Origin of the sequence: Dactylosporangium sp. NPDC050588 (assembly GCF_040654975.1) — a bacterium.
Lineage (GTDB): Bacteria > Actinomycetota > Actinomycetes > Mycobacteriales > Micromonosporaceae > Dactylosporangium > Dactylosporangium maewongense.
The window spans coordinates 17,144-32,790 of sequence record NZ_JBFAJA010000116.1 but is presented as its reverse complement, the minus strand read 5'-3'; the positions used below and the strand labels follow the sequence as shown (position 1 = coordinate 32,790).

The window sequence follows — 15,647 nt, the reverse complement described above, 5'->3', positions numbered from 1 at the left end:
GTTGGCTCCTGCGGGCAGTGCCTGCTTGCCCTGCGCCCGCTCGCTCAGGTTTGCTGACCGGCTCCGCTCGCCTGGCCCGCGCTCGCCCGCTGCAGAGTCCGACCTGCGCAGGTTGGCTCCCGTGGGCCAGTCTTGCTCATTCCTGCGCCCGCTTGTCTTTGCGCCCGCTCGCTCGGGGCCTGCTATCCGACTCTGCTCGCCCACTTCAGGGTCTGACCCGCGCAGGTTGGCTCCCGCGGGCAGGACCTGCTGGCCCTGCGCCCGCTCGCTCACGGGCCTCGCCGTGGGCCTCCTGCTCGGCTCCGGGCCTGCTCGGGTCCGGGCCTGCTCGGGTCCGGGACCGCTCGGGTCCGGGACCGCTCGGGTCCGGGACCGTTCGGCTCCTGCGTCCGCTTGCTCGCGGCTTCTTACCTCAGGGGGCGGCTCGCAGCAGGTTGGCTCCCGCGGGCAGGATCAGCTTCTCGCCGCCGGCCCTGGTCACCTCGAGAATCGGCTCGCCTGGATCGATGCCCAGGTCGCGTCGCTCCGGATCGGTCGGCATCCGCCCGATCACCTCGTCGCCGGCTCGCAGCTCCACGACCTCCCGCTGCAGCGCGGGCCGCACCATGGTCCGCGCGCCCCGGGCCGACACGACGAGCCCCTCCTGGCGCAGCACCGCCACCGCGTTGCGAACAGCGGGCCGGCCCAGCTCGTGCTCCTGCATCAGGCTGCTCTCCGACGGCACGAACGCCCCCGGCGCCAGCTCTCCCGCCCGAATCTGCTCACGCAGCAGGTCCGCCAGCTGCTGGTACAACGGCCGATCCGAACTCCGGTCGATCATGCCCCAACGGTAGATAACCCCATGATCTTGTCCGCTTGCCGTCCTATGCGTACATGGCCCCACCATCATCCCACCGCAACGCACGAGTCGGCAAACTGGCCTCATCCGTTTCTGGGGCTTGCTGTCGGGGCGGTCCCTGGGTCGTGAAAGATGACGGAGTGGCGCAGCTGAAGACGATGTGGGACGAGTTCGCCGAGGGGGCGAGACTGCTTGGGCGGGGGTTCTCGCTGTACAGCCGGAGCCCCCGCCTCCTGCTCCTCGGGCTGATCCCGGCAGTCATCTCCTTCCTGTTGCTGGCGACCGCCTGGTTCTTCCTGCTCTGGTTCATCCGCGACCTGGCCGCGACCGTCACCTGGTTCGCCGACGACTGGGGGTCGCCGTGGCGGGGCGTGATCAGGTTCGGCGCCGGCGCGGGCATCGTCATCGTGTCCGCCCTGGTGTCGGTCCTCACGTACACGGCGCTGACCCTGCTCATCGGCGACCCGTTCTACGAGGTCATCTCCGAGCGCGTCGAGGACCACCACGGCGGCGCGCCGGGGCTGCCCGACCTGCCGTGGCACCGCACGCTCTTCAAGAACGCCGCCGACTCCATCAGGCTCATCCTGCTGGGCATCGTCGTCTCGGTCCCGCTGTTCCTGCTCGGCTTCGTCCCGGTCCTGGGTCAGACGGTCATCCCGGTCATCGACGTCGTGGTGGGCGGCTGGCTGCTCGCCGTGGAGCTGACCGGCGTCCCGTTCAACCGCCGCGGCCTGCGCCTGAAGGACCGCCGCGCCATGCTCCGCGCCAACCGCCCGCTCGCGCTCGGCTTCGGCATGCCGGTCTTCGTGATCCTGCTGATCCCCTTCGCCGCGGTCCTGGTCGTCCCCGCCGCCGTTGCCGGGAGCACCCTGCTGACCCGCAGGCTCTTCGGCCTCCCGACCGGCAAGCCGTCCGCCGCCCTCGGCAAGCCCCCGCTCGTCCGAGCCCCGGAAACTGTCGTACCTGGCGGGCATGATGTGGGAGTAGCCGGCCGGTTGTGACCTGACCGCTTCCGACCGGGGGGAGTGAGGATGCATGACGGTTTGTGACTATCACGCGGCATTCGGCGCGGTCCGCGCCGCCGACTGACCTGAACGCCGCACCGCTGGTGGTGACCGGGCTGGCAGCGGCGAGCCCCGGCAGGCGGCGACCTCGGCACGCGGTGACCATCATCGCCACCATGGCCACGCTCGCCGTCACGCGGCGACCGGTCACGGCGACCGGCCGCAAGCGTTCGGGCGTGCCGCCGACCAAGGCTGCCATCGGGTCGGGTGTGCCACCGGGCGAGGCGTGCCACCGGGCGGGGTGTGCCACCTGGGTCGGGCGTGCCACCGGGCGGGGCGTGTCGCCGAGCGGGGTGTGACTGGGGCGGCTGGTCGGGAGTCTGGTCTGGTGCTGGTGAGTGCTGCTGCGGTTGGGCGTGCCGCCAAGACGGCCTGTCACTGAGCGGGGCGTGCCACCGGGTCGGATTTGCCGCCGGGCGGGGCATGCCGTCGGGTCGGGCGTGCTGTCGGGTCGGGCGTGTCGCCGAGCGGGGTGTGACTGGGGCGGCTGGTCGGGAGTCTGGTCTGGTGTTGGTGAGTGCTGCTGCGGTTGGGCGTGCCGCCAAGGCGGGCCTGTCGCTGAGGGGGTTTGCCATAGGTCCGTGTGGGCGCATCACCGGATGGGCAGGACACGGCGACGACCATGCTGTCGGCGAGCGGTCCGGCTCCCAGCGAGCGTCCATGCCGCGGGTTTCCGGCGTGGACCCCGCCGCAGGTCCGTGAGGGGAGCTCCCGTGTGGAGCACTCGGTGCGGACTTCCGGCGTGGACCCTCACTGCGAGGCGTTGAGGCGGACCTCCGGGCGAACCCGGCCGACGCGGACCCCCCCATCGCAGGTTTCCGCCGCGAACCTCCGCTGCTAACCCCGGCGTGAAACCGCTCGGTGTGGAACCGCTGACGCAGATCTTCGGTGCGGGCTGGTCGGTTGCGTGCTGTCGGGCGGTGGTCCTGGCTCGGTAACCGGGGGGTCAGCCGGTGCGGAGGCCTTCCAGGAGGGTGGTGTCGCCGCTGACGAGGAGGGTGTCGAAGGCCACGCGGCCGAAGAGGGCCAGGACCAGGTCGCTGGCGGGGCCGCTGGCGGTGGCGCGTTCGTGGTGGTCGTCGGTGTCGAGGAGGGTGTCGGTGTCGAGGAGGGCGACGCCGGCGCCGCGGAGGCGGACGTACCAGACCTGGTCGACGTCGGTGGCGTGGAGGGCGATCATGCCGGCGCGGTTGGTGGGGCCGGAGCGGCGGCCGGCGGGGAGCCAGGTGTCGAGGACCTCGGTGACGCCGTCGCTGGCGAGGCGGGGCTCGATGGGCTCGCTGAGGCCGGCGGCCATCTGGGCGTCCCAGCGGTGGATGGCGGTCTCGTGCGCCATGCGGCGGTGCCAGAAGCCGGCCTTCTTCGCCTGCGGGGCCCAGTTGTAGGCGGGCAGGTCGGGTTCCAGGGCGTCGAGGGTGGCGAGGAGCTCGGTGAAGGCGTCGGTCCACGCGACCGCCGGGTCGACGTCCGCCGGGAGCGGGGTGTCGGGGCGCGGGTCGGGGCGGTCGGTGACGCCGCGCGGGGCGATGGCGTTGACCCACACGTAGATCTGGGTGAGGTGCCAGGCCAGGTCGCGTAGCTGCCAGCCGGGGCAGGTGGGGACGGCGGCGTCGAGGGGGACGGTGCCGAGCGCGGCGCGGAAGGCGTCGCCTTCGGCGCGCAGCGCGGTGAGCCAGAACTCCTTGGTGAGCTGAGGCTTGCTCATCGGCGATCCCTCTCCCGGTCCGGACGCTGCAGCTCCAACATTAGGGCACGCCTTACTCTGGTGCGGTGCCCGAAGCAGCCGCGTCCGCGCCCAGCCTCGCCGACCTGACCACTCTGCGCCTCGGCGGCCCCGCCGGGGAACTGGTGGAGGTGACCTCGGAGGAGGAGGCGGTCACCGCGGTACGAACCGGAAAACCGGTGCTCGTCCTCGCCGGAGGCAGCAACGTCGTGATCGCCGACGAGGGGTTTCCGGGCACCGTGGTGCTGTTGCGGCAGCGCGGGATCCACGTGCAGGAAGAGGGCGGGACCGTCCGGCTGACGGTCCAGGCGGGGCAGCCGTGGGACGAGGTCGCGGCGGCGGCGGTCGCCAACGGCTGGGCGGGGATCGAGTCGCTGTCGGGCATCCCGGGGTCGGCGGGCGCCACCCCGATCCAGAACGTCGGGGCGTACGGGCAGGAGGTCGCCGAGACGATCACCGCCGTCCGGGCGTACGACCGAACCCGCGACGAGATCGTCACGCTGCCGAGGGACGCGTGCGGCTTCGCGTACAGGACGAGCGTCTTCAAGCACAACGAGCGGTTCGTGGTCCTGTCGGTGACGTTCGAGCTGGCGGTGTCGCCGCTGTCGACGCCGATCCGGTATGCGGAGCTGGCCAGGACGCTCGGTGTGCAGGCGGGGGAGTCGGCGCCGCTCGCCGACGTGCGCGAGACGGTGCTGAAGCTGCGCGCCGGCAAGGGGATGGTCCTGGACCCGTCGGACCGTGACACGTTCTCGGTGGGCTCGTTCTTCACGAACCCCGTGGTGGCGGCGGACGCGGTCGAGCACGTGCGCCGGGCCGCCGGCGAGCCGCCCGCCTGGCCGGCGCCCGACGGGTTGGTCAAGCTCAGCGCGGCGTGGCTCATCGAGCGGGCCGGGTTCGGCAAGGGCTACGGCGACCCGGCCGGCGGCGTGGCGCTGTCGGGCAAGCACACCCTCGCCCTGACGAACCGGGGCACCGGCACGACCGCCGCGCTGCTCGGGCTGGCGCGCGAGATCCAGCACGGGGTCCAGGAGAAGTTCGGCGTGCGGCTGCACCCGGAGCCGGTCCTCGTCAACTGCTCCCTGTAGCGAGACAACTGCTCCCTGTAGTGAGACAACTGCGCTATGTAGCGAGGCAACTGTAAGGGACCGTCATCTCGCCCAGGCGCCAGCGGGCGGGGCGGTCCAGGACGGGCCAGCCGGCGTCCCGGGTGGCCTCGACCGCGCGCCGCCAGCGCTGGCGCGGCCCGAAGGCCGACAGCGGCGCCGCCGCGCGCCAGGCGGTGTCCAGTGTGGACAGCAGCGCGTGGATCGGCTGTCCGGGCACGTTGTGGTGGATGAGGCACTTCGGCAGCCGCTCGGCCAGGGTCGCCGGGGTGTCCAACGTGGACAGGCGGCTGGCGAGGGTCAGGGTCCGCGGCACGCCGTCGGTGACGGTCACCCAGGACGCCAGCCGGCCGAGCTCGTCGCAGGTGCCCTCGACCAGGACCGCCCCGGTCGCGGTCATCGCGGCCCAGGCGGCGGGGACGGCCTCCAGGTCGTACTGGCGCAGCACGTTGAACGCCCGGACCACGGTCGGCGCGAGCCCCGCCAGCTCGAAGCCGCCCCGGCGGAACTCCAGCAACGGCGGGTCGGCGAAGGGCTGCGCGACCGCGACCCGCTCCGGGTCGATCTCCAGGCCGACCACCCGGACCGGCGGGCCCGGCAGGTCGCGCAGGCGGCGGCGCAGCTCCAGGGTGGTGACGGGCGAGGCGCCGTACCCGAGGTCGACGACGAGCGGCGCGTCGGCGCGGGCCAGCACCGGGCCGAGCGTCACCGCGATCCAGTTGTCGACCCGCCGCAGCCGGTTGGGATTGGTGGTCCCGCGCGTGATCGCGCCGAGGACACGCATCACGTCACCCGGTGCACCTTGTGCTGGGCGGCCTGGGCGAGCGGGCGGACCACGAGCCGGTCGATGTTGACGTGGTGCGGCCGGGTCGCGGTCCACGCGACGCAGTCGGCGATGTCCTCGGCGACCAGCGGGTCCGCCACGCCCTTGTAGACGGCGGCGGCCTTCTCCGAATCGCCCTCGAACCGCTTGAGGGCGAACTCGTCGGTCTTCACCATGCCGGGATCGATCTCCACGACCCGGATCGGGCGGCCGTTCAGCTCCAGCCGCAGGGTCTCCGCGACCGCCGTCTGGGCGTGCTTCGCCGCCGTGTAGCCGCCGCCGCCCTCGTACACGATGAGACCCGCCGTGGAGGAGATCACGACGATCGTCGCCCGGCCCGAGGCGGACAGCAGCGGCAGGAGCGCCTTGGTGACCCGGACCGTGCCCAGCACGTTGACCTCGAACATCCACTGCCAGTCGCTGAGGTCGGCCTCCTCGACGGTCTCCGCGCCGATGGCCCCGCCGGCGTTGTTGACCAGCAGCTCCACGGGCGCGCCCAGTGCGGCGACCGTGTCGACAAGTCGTGCAATGTCCGCATCCGACGTGACGTCGGCCACAACCGCGGTCGCCGACGGCAGCGAGTCCACCACCGAGGAGAGCAGCTCGGCGCGCCGGGCCACGGCCACCACGTGGAAGCCCTCGGCGGCCAGACGACGCGCGGTAGCTGCGCCGATACCGCTGGAAGCGCCGGTCACAACGGCAACAGGAGAAGACATGCCGACCATCCTCCCGCATGCGCCGCGAACCGCAGTGATGAACGCAACGGTGGGTAGACGGCCGCCCGCGAGGGAACATGGACGGTTGGGAAGATGTAACCGTCCGGCAACAGATGAAGGAGCACCGACGTGGCGCGGGTCGACTCGCTGCACAGGCACACCCCGCAGTCCCGTCGCTCCCTCCCGCGGAGGGTCGCGACGCTGTCCGTGCACACGTCCCCGCTCGACCAGCCGGGCACCGGCGACGCCGGCGGCATGAACGTGTACATCGTCGAGGTCGCCGAGCGCCTGGCCCGGGCCGGCGTCGAGGTCGAGGTCTTCACCAGGGCGACGTGCAGCGAGCTGCCGCCGGTGGTGGAGATGGCGCCGGGCGTGCTCGTGCGGCACGTCATCGCCGGCCCGTTCGAGGGCCTGGCCAAGGAGGACCTGCCGGCGCAGCTGTGCGCGTTCACCAACGGGGTCCTGCGCGCCGAGGCGTCGCGGGCGCCCGGTTGGTACGACCTCGTCCACTCCCACTACTGGCTGTCCGGTCAGGTCGGCTGGCTGGCGAAGGACCGGTGGGGCGTCCCGCTGGTGCACACCGCCCACACGCTCGCCAAGGTGAAGAACCAGCTGCTCGCCGACGGCGACAAGCCCGAGCCCATGGCCCGCGTCATCGGCGAGGAGCAGGTCGTCGCCGCGGCCGACGGCCTGGTGGCCAACACCCCGGCCGAGGCCGCCGACCTGATCGAGCTGTACGCCGCCGACCCCCGCCGGGTCAGCGTGGTGCCGCCCGGCGTGGACCTGGAGACCTTCACCCCGGGCACCCCGGGCACCCTGGGCACCCCGGGCGACGGCAGGAACCGGCAGAAGTTCGGCCTTCCCGAGGACGCCCTGGTGGTCGCGTTCGTCGGGCGGATCCAGCCGCTGAAGGCGCCCGACGTGCTGCTGCGCGCCGCCGCCGAGCTGCGCGCCCGCGACCCGGAGCTGGGCGCGAAGCTGGTCGTCGCCGTCTGCGGCGGCCCCAGCGGCTCGGGCCTGGACCGGCCGACCGCGCTCATGGACCTCGCCGCCGAGCTGGGCATCGCCGACTGCGTGCGGTTCCTCGCCCCGCAGCCGCGCGAGGACCTCGCCGAGCTGTTCCGCGCCGTCGACCTGGTCGCCGTGCCGAGCTACAACGAGTCGTTCGGTCTGGTCGCGATCGAGGCGCAGGCGTGTGGCACACCGGTCGTCGCGGCGGCCGTCGGCGGGCTGGTGACCGCCGTCCGTGACGGGGTCTCCGGGGTGCTGGTCGACACGCACCGCCCGGAGGACTGGGCCGCCGTCCTCGGCGACCTGCTGGCCCACCCGGCGAGGCGCCGGGAGCTCTCGGAAGGCGCCGTCCGGCACGCCCGCGAGTTCTCGTGGAGCCACACCGCGAGCGGCCTGCTCGCCGCGTACCGCGACGCCCTCACCACGCACCGCGACACCGAGCTGCTGGCGGCGATGTCATGAGAGAGACGGTGAGCCGGCTCATCGAGCGGGTCTGCGACGAGCGCGAGATCGCCTGGGAGAAGACCGGCGACAACGCCTACGTGGCGGTCCTGCCCGGCACCCACAAGCAGAAGACCAACTGCAACCTCATCGTCGGCGAGCACACGCTGCGCGTCGAGGCGTTCGTGATGCGCCACCCGGACGAGAACCGCGAGGAGCTGTGGCAGTGGCTCCTGCAGCGCAATTCGCGCATGTACGGCGTCGCGTTCAGCGTCGACACGGTCGGTGACGTGTACCTGATGGGCCGGCTGCCGCTGCACGCGGTGACCGAGGAGGAGCTCGACCGGCTGCTCGGCGCGGTGCTGACCTACGCCGATGAGAGCTTCGACCCGATGCTGGAGATCGGCTTCGGCTCCGCGATCCGCCGCGAGTGGGAGTGGCGCGTCAAGCGCGGCGAGCCCCTCGACAATCTCAAGGCATTTACGGCCTTCGTGGAGCGCACGAGCTAGCTACTCTGAGCCGGTGATCGAACGGGCGCCGCTCGCTTGGAGACCTGTCGGTGCGGTGGCGGCCACGGCCGCCGTCGCGCTCCTGCTGACGATCAACCGTTATGACTACCACCGCGACGAGCTGTACTTCCGTATGCTCGGCAACCACCCGAGCTGGGGCTACGTCGACCAGCCGCCGTTCACACCGCTGCTGATCCGGCTGTGCGCCGAGGTGTTCGGCGACTCGGTCTGGGCGATCCGGCTGCCCGGCCTGCTGTTCCTGCCCGCCGCCGTCTTCCTGCTCGCCCTCATCGCCCGCGAGGCCGGCGGCGGCGCGGTCGCGCAGACCCTCGCCGGCACCGGCGCGCTGACCACGTTCGCCCTGGTGTCCACGCACCTGACCCTGACCACCGGGCCGGATCTGCTGGTCTGGCTCGGGGTCGTCCTGTGCGTCATGCGGGCGTCGTTGCGGGAGCTGCCACGGTACTGGCTGGCCGCCGGGCTGGTCACCGGGCTCGCGCTGTACAACAAACACCTGGTCATCCTGCTGCTGCTCACGTTCGCGGCGGGGCTGCTGGTCGCCGGGCCGCGCAAGGTCCTGCTGTCGCCGTGGCTGTGGGCCGGCGCGGGTGTCGCGCTCGTCGTCGGGCTGCCCAACCTGCTGTACCAGGTCGCCAACGGCTTCCCGCAGCTCGACATGGCCGCGGCCCTGGCCGAGAACAAGGGCGACGAGGCCAGGATCACCCTGATCCCGCTGCAGCTGGCGTGGCTGGGCCCGTTCTTCGTGCCGGTGTGGATCGCCGGCATCGTGACGCTCCTGCGAAACCCGGCGCTGCGCCCGATCCGGGCGCTCGGGGTGGCGTACCCGCTGATGCTGGTGCTCCTGTTCGTGATCGCCGGCCAGCCGTACTACACGGTCGGGCTGCTGTCGGCTCTGTTCGCGATCGGCGCCGTGCCCGTCGCGCGGCGCGTGACCCGCCGCTGGATCCTGGTCGCCGGCGCCGCGGTCAACGTGGGCTTCGCGATCCTGATGTCGCTGCCGGTGTTGCCGGTCGGCGTCGTGGGCGGGACGCCGATCCCCGCGATCAACCAGGGCATCTCCGACCAGGTCGGCTGGCGCCGGTACGTGCGGCAGGTCGCCGACGTGTACGAGGCCCTCCCGGCGCAGGACAAGCCGAACACGGTGCTCCTGACCGGCAACTACGGCGAGGCCGGCGCCCTGGACCGCTACGGCAGGGCCCTCGGCCTGCCGGATGTCTACAGTGGACAGAACGAGCTGCACCGGCTCGGCCCGCCGCCGGAGTCCGCGACCGTCGTCGTGCTCGTGACGCAGGGTGACCCGAGCCGCTCGCCGGCGTTCGTATCATGCGAGTTCAAGGCGAATCTGGACAATGGTTACGGCGTGGAGAACGAAGAGCAAACAGCTCGCGTCTTCGTGTGCCGGGGCCTGAGGGGCACCTGGGCCGACCTGTGGCCGGGCTTCCAGCACTTCGATTGATTTCAATTATTTCAAGTGTGTGAGGGAGCCGACAGTCCCGTTACTTGTCGCTGCAATTCCTCGCCGCGTACCGTCAATCACGGATACCGGCGATTCCTGAAGTTGGGGAGCGACGGGGGTGTTTCTGGGCCTTCACGGGCCCACTCGCAGTGGTCTGTCCGGGCGGGGCGACCACTGCAACCGGCGGCACCGCGCGGTCGAAAGACCGCAGCAGAGCGGGTGGTCGTGGACTGGGGGTGCACGCCACCCGCTGCCGCCGGCACGAGCTTCCAGGACGGGGCATCGACCCCAAACTTAAGTCCGGCGTAAAGACGCACAAAGTCGCAGAGCCGTAGTTTCTCTCGCATGCGGATGCGCGGTGCTCTCGCCGGTCTCTTGCTCGTCGTCACGTTGGCCGGCTGCGGCGCGAAGACCGACGCATCCGCGAATCCGGAAATGTCCGTATCCGCGGGCGTGAACGCGGGCGAGGATGCCGCGAGCGGGGACGCCGTCGCCGCCCTGGCCGCCGCCGGGGCCGCGCCCTCCGGGTCCGCGTCGGCCGCCGCCTCGAAGAGCGCCGCGCCGCCCGCCGTGAAGGCGCCCACCCAGACGTTCGCCGTCGGGGTCAGCCAGTTCACGTTCAGCCGCGCCGGCCGCACGCTGCGCACCCTGGTCTTCTACCCGGCGACCGGGGCGGCCGGCGGCTCGCCGAAGAGCAACGCGGCCGTCGCCGCGGGCAGGTTCCCCCTGGTCCTGTGGAGCCACGGCCTGCACGGCTCGCCGGAGGGCTACCAGGGCGTGACCGCGAAGATCGCCGCCGCCGGGTTCGTCGTCGCGGCGCCGGCCTACCCGTTCACCAACTCCGCGGCGAACCCGTTCAACCAGAACGACATGGGCAACCAGCCCGCCGACGCGTCCGCCGTGATCACCGAGGTGCTCAAGCTCGACACGAAGGCCGGCGCCGCGCTCGCCGGCCACATCGAGACCGGCCGGGTCGCCGCGGGCGGCCACTCGGCGGGCGGCTACACGACCGCCGGCATGCTGTCCGGCTCGGGCCGTGACGCCCGGCTCAAGGGCGGCATCATCGTCTCCGGCGGCGGCATGGGCGGGAAGTTCAGCGGCGCCGCCACGCCGGTGCTGTTCATCCACGGCGACGCCGACGGCACCGTCCCCTACAGCAGCGGCCGCGGCCTGTACGACGGCTGCGGCTGGCCCAAGGCGTTCCTGACGCTGCTGGGCGGCGACCACGGCGGCGGGCTGTTCGGCTCGGCACCGGCCAACCAGGCCGTGTCCAGGACGATGCTCGACTTCCTGCGGTACACCCTCTACGGCGACGGCGCCGCGAAGGGCCGGCTCCGCGCCGACGCCACCGTCAGCGGCGCCGCCAGGTACGACGGGACGCTCTAGCTGAGCGCGAAGACGGGCAGCAGGCCGGTCAGCCGCAGCTGCGCGTAGGCGAGGGGGCGCGGGTTGCGCAGGCTCAGCGTGCAGCCGGTCTCCTTGGCGAGCTTCCAGCAGCCGACCAGCGCGCCGATCCCGGCGGAGTCGAGCACCGTCACGCCGGCCAGGTCCACCACCAGCGCCCCCGGCCGGAAGACGGGCAGCACCGCCCGCACCGCTTCGGAAAGGTGGTCGCGGGTGGCGAGGTCGAGCTCCCCGTCGAGCCGGATGACGACCGTGCCGGGGTCCGGCGCCTCGAGCTTCGCCGTCAAACCATCCACTTCGCCCCCTGTCACGTCGAAGGGCGGCGTCTACCCCGCTACCGGCACCGCTAAACGCTCCTTCTCGGCCTGAGCGACCCGGCGCTCCCGGGCCGGCTGGATCAGCAGGTGACCGGCGGCGGCGAGCGCACCGAGCCCGCCGCAGATCACCCAGTGCCAGTCGCCGAGGAACTCCAGGCTCACGCCGCCGGCCGCGGGCGCGATGAAGCTCGCCGCCGGGAAGATCAGGTAGAAGACGCTCTGGTACCGCCCGCGCAGTGCCTCCGGCGACAGCTCCGCGATGACGGCCGCGTTCGGCGGCGCGGCGAGCATCGAGCCGATCGTCCAGATGGTCGCCGCGACGAGGTAGCCGGGCACGCCGGAGGCGAGCGCGACGCAGCTGAAGCCGAGCCCGAGGAACACGTTGGCGACGGCGAGCGTGGTGCCCTTGCGCCAGCGGTCGATGAGCTTCGGCACGAAGAGCTGCCCGGCGACGATGAGCAGGCCGGCGTAGGCGACGACCGAGCCGTACACGGTCGGCCGCAGCCCGTCGGCGTCGATCGCGAGGGGCAGGATCGTCGAGCTCTGCATGGTGACGACGGCCAGCAGCAGGCTCAGCCCGACGAACGCCAGGTAGGCCCGGTCGGTCAGCGCCGTGTGCAGCCCGCCCTTGGCGGGCCCGCCGGCCGTCCGCGCCGCGGGCCTGGTCTCGTGGACCTTCCACAGCAGCAGCACGGCGGTGACCAGCGTGCCGGCGGCGTCGACGGTGAACAGCAGCGGGAAGCTGACCTCGGCGAGCGCGCCGGCGATGAAGGACGCCGCGGCCATGCCCAGATTCATCGCCCAGAACTGCAGGTTGAACCCGCGGTTGCGGTCGGCGGCGGGGACCACGTCGACGATCGCCGCGACGAACGCGGGGCCCGGCATGGAGTGCATGAGCCCGAGCAGCGCGGCCAGGGCGGCGATCGCGGGGATGTCCCGGGTCAGGGCCAGCCCGCCGACGAACGCCGCCGCGCCGAAGTGGGCCAGCAGGAGCGTCGGCCGGCGCCCCCACCGGTCGGCGAGCACGCCGCCGAGCAGGACGCCGGCGATCCCGCCGATGCCGTAGAGGCCGACGACCAGCCCCGCGGCGCCGGGCTTCAGGCCGCGGTCGGCGGTGAGGTACAGCGAGAGCACCAGCGCGACGAACCCGCCGACGCGGTTGATGAGCATGCCGGTCCAGAGGTACCAGTACATCCTCGGCAGACCACCGATCGTGGACCGGTACCACACCCGCACGATTGCTCCAGAATTGTTAACGATCTTTACAGTTAGATCTTAGCCAACTCGGCCGGCGCCTCCGCGGCGGCGGTGACCTCGGCCACTCTGCGCTCCCGGGCGGGCGCGGCGAGCAGGCTCCACGCCCCGGCGGCCAGGCCCAGCCCGAGGCAGCCCAGCCACAGCGCGGTGTTGCCGGCCAGCTCGCGGACCGCGCCGCCGAGCGTCGGCGCCAGGAACGACGCCGCCTGCCACGACAGCCCGTACGCGCCCTGGTAGCGGCCCCGCATGTCGACCGGTGACAGCCCGGCCAGCAGCGCGGCGTTCGACGGAGCGTTGAGCATCTCGCCGACCGTCCAGAGCAGCACGGTCGCGCCGTACCAGACGGGTGTGTGCGCGAGCGCGGTGAGGCCGAAGCCGACCCCCATGACCACGGCGGCGACCGGCGCGACGAGCGCCTCGCGGCGGGTGGCGAGCAGGCGGGTGACGAGCGGCTGGCCGAGCACGATGAGGACGCCGTTGAGCGCGATCACCACGCCGAACGTGCGCGGGCTCAGCCCGTCGTCGATCATCGCGATCGGCAGCATCGCCATGTGCTGGAGCAGCAGGAGCGCGATGAGCAGGTTGCACACGACGAACCCGAGGAACACCCGGTCGCGGCCGAGCGTGCCCAGGCCGGACCGCTGCTCGGTCGTCGGCGTCGTCGCGGGCCTCGTCTCGCGGATCCGCACCGCGATGAGGACCGCCGCGGCGGCGGTCGTGGCGGCGTCGGCGAGGAACAGCGTCAGGTAGCCGCTGCCGGCGGCGAACCCGGCGAGGATCGCCGCGGTCGCGAAGCCGAGGTTGATCGCCCAGAAGTAGACGGAGAAGGCCCGGCCGCGGTCGGAGGCCGGCACCAGGTCGGCGATCATCGCGCCGAGCGGCGGGCGGGCGCCCTCGGCAGCGATCCCCAGCGCGAGCGCGCCGGCCATGATCGCGGGCCGGCTGTGCGCCAGCCCCAGGACCACCATGAGCACCGACGCGGAGCCCATCGCCAGCAGGACCGTCGGCCGCCGCCCCCACCTGTCGGTCAGGTGGCCGGCGCCGGTGACGCCGATCGCGCCGCCGAGCCCGTAGAGCCCGAGGACGAACCCGGCCGTGGACTCGCTGAACCCGCGCTCCGTCGTCAGGTAGATCGTCAGGAAGATGCCGACGAACCCGCCGGCGCGGTTGATCAGGGTGGCGGTCCAGACGACCCAGAACTGGGACGGTAACCGTTTTTGTAAGCTGCGCGGCACGCCCGCATCCTTACATTGGAGGTCCGGTGCTGTCGAAGTGATTCAGTGCGGGAAGATTGCGGCATGAGTGAAGTCGGGACACTGGTGCTCTTGCGGCACGGTGAGAGCGAGTGGAACGCGAAGAACCTGTTCACCGGCTGGGTCGACGTGGACCTCAGCGCCCAAGGAGAGGCCGAGGCCCGCAGGGGCGGCGAGCTGCTCCGTGAGTCCGGTCTGCTGCCGGATGTGGTGCACACGTCAGTGCTGCGCCGTGCCATCCGCACCAGCGAGATCGCCCTGCACGCCGCCGACCGGCACTGGATCCCGGTCCAGCGCAGCTGGCGGCTCAACGAGCGGCACTACGGTGCCCTGCAGGGCAAGAACAAGAAGCAGACGCTCGAGGAGTTCGGCGAGGAGCAGTTCATGCTCTGGCGCCGCTCGTACGACGTGCCGCCGCCGCCGATCGCCGACGACGACGAATGGTCGCAGGCCGCCGACCCGCGCTACGCGAACCTGACGCCGGACATCCGTCCGAGCACCGAGTGCCTCAAGGACGTCGTGCAGCGCATGCTGCCGTACTGGTACGACCAGATCGTGCCGCAGCTGCTCGCCGGCCACACCGTGCTGGTCGCGGCGCACGGCAACTCGCTGCGCGCCCTGGTGAAGCACCTCGACGGCATCTCCGACGAGGCCATCGCCAAGCTCAACATCCCGACCGGCATCCCGCTGCGCTACGACCTCGACGCGGCGCTGCGGCCGGTCACGGCCGGCGGCACCTACCTGGACCCGGAGGCGGCCAAGGAGGCCGCGGCCGCGGTCGCCAACCAGGGCCGGTAACCGCTCACATACAGAACGAGGGGGCCGCGGAAGCGGCCCCCTCGTCTCGCGGGTCTCAGCCTTGCGTGGAGTCGAACGACTCGCCCGTGACGAGGAACACGACGTGACGGCCGGCGTTGACGGCGTGGTCGGCGTAGCGCTCGTAGAAGCGGCCGAGCAGCGCGGTGTCGACCGCGGCCTGCGTGCTCTCGGTCCACTTCGGGCCGAACATCGTCTCGAACAGGCTGGTGTGCAGCCGGTCCATCTCGTCGTCGTCGCGGTCCAGCTGGCCGGCGGCGACCACGTCGAGGTTGGAGATCGCGCGGGAGATCTTGCCGGCGATCCGGTCGGCGACCGTGCCCATCTCCTCGAACGTCGCGATCAGCGGCTCCGGCACCGCCACCTCGGGCAGCCGGCGCAGCGCCGTCTTCGCGACGTGGTCGGCGAGGTCGCCCATGCGCTCGAGGTCCGCCGCGAGGTGCAGCGCGGTCAGCACGACCCGCAGGTCGGAGGCGACCGGCGCCTGGCGGGCGCAGAGGTCGTAGACCTTGTCCTCGACGAGCCGGTAGAGGGCATTGACCTCCGCGTCGCGGGCCACGACCTCCTCGGCGTCGGTCTGGTCGGCGGTGAGCAGCGCCTTCGTGGCACGGATCATCGCGCTGCGGACGGCGTCCGCCATCGAAACCAGTAGACGGTTGACCTGCAGCAGGTCGGCACGGTATTCGTCGCGCATGGTTCTCCTATCGTGGTGTCCCTCACGGTAGGTCCCGCACCGGCGCATCCGGTGAACTTCATCCCGCGCGAGAGTGAACACTGGGTGATGTGAGCCCGTTTCGTGCCCTGGACCACCGTCCGTCGGGTAAGCGACCTCCTACCATCGGGTCGTGGATTGGAAGTTCCGGCAGTCGAAGGCCGACAGCGCGGCGATGGG

15 protein-coding genes are annotated in these 15,647 nt (G+C 72.0%); 7 read left to right on the top strand and 8 right to left on the bottom strand.

The features are described 5' to 3' along the window. Nucleotides 1-412: 412 nt before the first annotated feature. The gene (locus AB0I21_RS50835) at nt 413-820 is read right to left on the bottom strand and encodes a GntR family transcriptional regulator (protein ID WP_360572226.1); all 408 of its coding nucleotides are present in this window, start codon (nt 818-820) and stop codon (nt 413-415) included. A 158-nt stretch (nt 821-978) separates the two neighbouring features. Between AB0I21_RS50835 and AB0I21_RS50830 the strand changes: the two genes are divergently transcribed. Beyond that, entirely contained in the window at nt 979-1,839 is an 861-nt protein-coding gene (locus AB0I21_RS50830; protein WP_360572224.1) for an EI24 domain-containing protein, read from the top strand. Nucleotides 1,840-2,848: 1,009 nt separating this feature from the next. On the opposite strand, the gene AB0I21_RS50825 is transcribed toward AB0I21_RS50830, so the two are convergent. Further along, on the bottom strand, nt 2,849-3,607 hold the full coding sequence (locus AB0I21_RS50825; protein ID WP_344511536.1) for a maleylpyruvate isomerase family mycothiol-dependent enzyme: 759 nt from the start codon (nt 3,605-3,607) through the stop codon (nt 2,849-2,851). 65 nt (nt 3,608-3,672) lie between these two features. Between AB0I21_RS50825 and AB0I21_RS50820 the strand changes: the two genes are divergently transcribed. Further along, the gene (locus AB0I21_RS50820) at nt 3,673-4,713 is read left to right on the top strand and encodes a UDP-N-acetylmuramate dehydrogenase (RefSeq protein WP_360572222.1); all 1,041 of its coding nucleotides are present in this window, start codon (nt 3,673-3,675) and stop codon (nt 4,711-4,713) included. A 34-nt stretch (nt 4,714-4,747) separates the two neighbouring features. On the opposite strand, the gene AB0I21_RS50815 is transcribed toward AB0I21_RS50820, so the two are convergent. Together AB0I21_RS50815 and AB0I21_RS50810 are read right to left on the bottom strand one after the other, a co-directional pair. Beyond that, entirely contained in the window at nt 4,748-5,515 is a 768-nt protein-coding gene (locus AB0I21_RS50815) for a class I SAM-dependent methyltransferase (protein WP_360572240.1), read from the bottom strand. Beyond that, a complete protein-coding gene (locus tag AB0I21_RS50810) occupies nt 5,515-6,270 on the bottom strand; it encodes an SDR family oxidoreductase (RefSeq protein WP_360572220.1) in 756 nt (251 codons plus the stop codon). The genes AB0I21_RS50815 and AB0I21_RS50810 overlap by 1 nt, the downstream gene beginning before the upstream one ends. A gap of 129 nt (nt 6,271-6,399) precedes the next feature. Between AB0I21_RS50810 and mshA the strand changes: the two genes are divergently transcribed. The 4 genes from mshA to AB0I21_RS50790 all read left to right on the top strand — a co-directional run bounded on the left by mshA (nt 6,400) and on the right by AB0I21_RS50790 (nt 11,094). Further along, nucleotides 6,400-7,743 carry a D-inositol-3-phosphate glycosyltransferase gene (gene mshA, locus AB0I21_RS50805; protein ID WP_360572219.1) on the top strand — a complete coding sequence of 448 codons (1,344 nt, stop codon included), beginning with the start codon at nt 6,400-6,402 and terminating at the stop codon, nt 7,741-7,743. Further along, nucleotides 7,740-8,231, top strand: coding sequence for a YbjN domain-containing protein (locus AB0I21_RS50800; RefSeq protein ID WP_360572217.1), 492 nt, complete (start codon nt 7,740-7,742; stop codon nt 8,229-8,231). The genes mshA and AB0I21_RS50800 overlap by 4 nt, the downstream gene beginning before the upstream one ends. A gap of 13 nt (nt 8,232-8,244) precedes the next feature. Then, nucleotides 8,245-9,708, top strand: a complete 1,464-nt coding sequence (locus tag AB0I21_RS50795) for a glycosyltransferase family 39 protein (RefSeq protein ID WP_360572215.1) — start codon at nt 8,245-8,247, stop codon at nt 9,706-9,708. A gap of 435 nt (nt 9,709-10,143) precedes the next feature. Continuing rightward, nucleotides 10,144-11,094 (top strand): chlorophyllase, encoded by a 951-nt coding sequence (locus AB0I21_RS50790; RefSeq protein ID WP_360572213.1) that lies wholly within the window; start codon nt 10,144-10,146, stop codon nt 11,092-11,094. Here the strand turns inward: AB0I21_RS50790 and AB0I21_RS50785 are convergent. The 3 genes from AB0I21_RS50785 to AB0I21_RS50775 form a co-directional block, all read right to left on the bottom strand. Continuing rightward, complete coding sequence (locus tag AB0I21_RS50785) at nt 11,091-11,399, bottom strand: STAS domain-containing protein (RefSeq protein WP_344511548.1); 309 nt, start codon at nt 11,397-11,399, stop codon at nt 11,091-11,093. The genes AB0I21_RS50790 and AB0I21_RS50785 overlap by 4 nt on opposite strands. A gap of 39 nt (nt 11,400-11,438) precedes the next feature. Next, on the bottom strand, nt 11,439-12,623 hold the full coding sequence (locus tag AB0I21_RS50780; protein ID WP_360572238.1) for an MFS transporter: 1,185 nt from the start codon (nt 12,621-12,623) through the stop codon (nt 11,439-11,441). Between the two features lie 74 nt (nt 12,624-12,697). After that, nucleotides 12,698-13,921 carry an MFS transporter gene (locus AB0I21_RS50775; protein WP_360572211.1) on the bottom strand — a complete coding sequence of 408 codons (1,224 nt, stop codon included), beginning with the start codon at nt 13,919-13,921 and terminating at the stop codon, nt 12,698-12,700. Between the two features lie 63 nt (nt 13,922-13,984). Between AB0I21_RS50775 and AB0I21_RS50770 the strand changes: the two genes are divergently transcribed. Further along, the gene (locus AB0I21_RS50770; RefSeq protein ID WP_360572209.1) at nt 13,985-14,737 is read left to right on the top strand and encodes a phosphoglyceromutase; all 753 of its coding nucleotides are present in this window, start codon (nt 13,985-13,987) and stop codon (nt 14,735-14,737) included. A gap of 55 nt (nt 14,738-14,792) precedes the next feature. On the opposite strand, the gene phoU is transcribed toward AB0I21_RS50770, so the two are convergent. Continuing rightward, nucleotides 14,793-15,449 carry a phosphate signaling complex protein PhoU gene (gene phoU / locus AB0I21_RS50765; RefSeq protein ID WP_360572207.1) on the bottom strand — a complete coding sequence of 219 codons (657 nt, stop codon included), beginning with the start codon at nt 15,447-15,449 and terminating at the stop codon, nt 14,793-14,795. Between the last annotated feature and the right edge of the window lie 198 nt (nt 15,450-15,647).